The sequence below is a fragment of the Streptomyces boncukensis genome (assembly GCF_011045075.1).
Classification (GTDB): Bacteria; Actinomycetota; Actinomycetes; order Streptomycetales; family Streptomycetaceae; genus Streptomyces; species Streptomyces boncukensis.
Genome location: NZ_JAAKZZ010000845.1, coordinates 1 through 2,001 on the forward strand (window position 1 = coordinate 1; position 2,001 = coordinate 2,001).

Annotated in this window: 2 protein-coding genes and 1 pseudogene; all 3 read right to left on the bottom strand. The window is 70.5% G+C overall.

Annotation, left to right across the window (positions count from 1 at the left end; all coding sequences use genetic code 11):
- On the bottom strand, nt 1-824 hold an 824-nt coding region (locus G5C65_RS36260), incomplete at its 3' end, for a DUF2637 domain-containing protein (protein WP_165303306.1).
- A 73-nt stretch (nt 825-897) separates the two neighbouring features.
- Nucleotides 898-1,599 carry a DUF3558 domain-containing protein gene (locus tag G5C65_RS36265; protein ID WP_165303305.1) on the bottom strand — a complete coding sequence of 234 codons (702 nt, stop codon included), beginning with the start codon at nt 1,597-1,599 and terminating at the stop codon, nt 898-900.
- 146 nt (nt 1,600-1,745) lie between these two features.
- A pseudogene (locus G5C65_RS36270) lies at nt 1,746-2,001 on the bottom strand (hypothetical protein); the annotation flags it as partial.

Sequence of the window (2,001 nt, forward strand, 5' to 3'; positions counted from 1 at the left end):
GGCTCGGGCTCGGGCTCGGGCTTCCGTTCCGGCTCGGGCGCCGCCTCCGGTTCCGGCGCCGGCTCCGGGGGCGTCAGCGCCGGCCGCACGGCAGCCGATGGGGCCGATGGGGCTGACGGGGCGGCCGGAACCGGGGCCGGAGGCGGCGCCGGTGCGGAGTCCTCCGCCGGGGGCGGCCCGGACGCGCTCTGCGACAGCGGCACCCCGTAGCGGACCAGCTTCAGCGGAATCAGCGCCTCGACGGGCGCCTTGCGGCGCCAGCCGCGCCCGTAGCGGGCCCGCAGCCGCGTCTCGTAGACGAGCCGGTCCTGCTCCATCCGGATCACCTCGTCATAGCTGCGCAGCTCCCACAGCTTCATCCGCCGCCAGAGCCGGAAGGTGGAGGGGAAGGCGAGCAGCCAGCGCGAGACGCGGACGCCCTCCATGTGCTTGTCGGCGGTGATGTCCGCGACCCGGCCGATGGCGTGCCGGGCGGCCTCGACGGTGACGACGAAGAGCACCGGGATCACCGCGTGCATACCGACCCCGAGCGGATCGGGCCAGGCGGCGGCGCCGTTGAAGGCGATGGTGGCGGCCGTCAGCAGCCAGGCGGTCTGGCGCAGCAGGGGGAAGGGGATCCGGATCCAGGTCAGGAGGAGGTCGAGCGCGAGCAGGACGACGATGCCCGCGTCGATGCCGATCGGGAAGTACGGGGCGAAGTCGCCGAAGCCCTTCCTCTCGGCGAGGTCGCGGACGGCCGTGAAGGAGCCCGCGAAGCCGATGGCGGCGATCACCACGGCGCCGGTGACGACGACCGCGATGAGGATGCGATGTATTCGGGTCAGCTGTACGCCCTGCACTGGAGAAGTCCCCACCCTCGGTAGCTGGCGGGCCCAGCCTGGCACATGCGTCAAGCGGCTAGCTGATGTGGCTGATGACTTCGTTGGCCGCCTTCCGGGCCTTCTTCTTCAGGTCGCCCAGCTTGGGCGTCTTGCCGTCCTCGAAGCCCGCGCCCTCGTAGTCGACGGTGACGACGGCGTTGGCGGTGCGGCCGACCAGGCGCTCGCCGGTGAAGTCCTCCGCCTTGCCCTTGGAGTCCTTCTTCCGGACCTCGTAGCTGATGCCGGTGGCCTGCTCGCCCACGTCGTCGACGGAGTCCTGCTTGGTCTTCTTGTTGTCCTTGTCGCTGAGCGTCTCGCCGGCCTGCTGGTCGAGGTACTGCTGGGCGCGCTTGTCGCCGCTGCCGAGGGAGGTGTCGGAGTCGAAGCGCTTGAGGGAGACGGTCAGCTGCCGGTAGTCGTACTTGTCCAGGCCGCTCCACAGGCAGCTGTTGGAGTCGTTGGTGTCCCCGGAGCCGACGCGCTTGCCCGAGGCGTTGTCCGTCTTCGGGACGAGGTCCTTGATCGTGCCCTTGGCGACGCTCTTGCAGGAGTCGGGGAGCTTCTTGAACCTCGCGGGCGCGGCCTTGGTGGGGGCGCCCTTGCTCGCGGAGGGCGAGGTGGAGTCCGAGTCCTTGCCGCCGTCGCCGGAGTCCGAGGAGCAGCCGGCTGCCAGCAGGACGGGGAGAGCTACCGCCGCACAGGCGAGGAGACGGACGGTGCGCGGGGCGTTTCGGTGCATGGTTCCTTCGCTTCCGGGATTCTTCGGCTCGTGCGGAGCCGCCGGGGACGACTCCGCTGGAGGCACGGTACGCGGCCCGCGGGAGGCGGGGGGCGATTCGCGGCACCGTCCAGGGTGGCTCAGCTCACCCCGGCGCCCGGTGCCGCTCAGCTCTCCCGGAACTCCCCTGCGAGGTGCTCGGCCAGCTTCCGCGCCTTGTCCTGCAGCTCTGCGCTGTCCGGGATCCGCCGCTTGTCGGTGACCCACTGGTCGTACTCCACCACGGCGATCACATTCGCCGTACGGAAAACGAGAGTGATGTCACGGTGAACACCCGAGTCCTCGGTGTCCAGTTTGTCGTTTATATAGGCCGTGTCGCCGATGCCGTCCAGGGAGCGGGGGGACAGGTCCTCGCTCCCGTCG

What these genes read in the sequence shown, in the direction of transcription:
- G5C65_RS36265 (WP_165303305.1), bottom strand. Translation starts at nt 1,599, where the DNA reads ATGCACCGAAACGCCCCGCGCACCGTCCGTCTCCTCGCCTGTGCGGCG.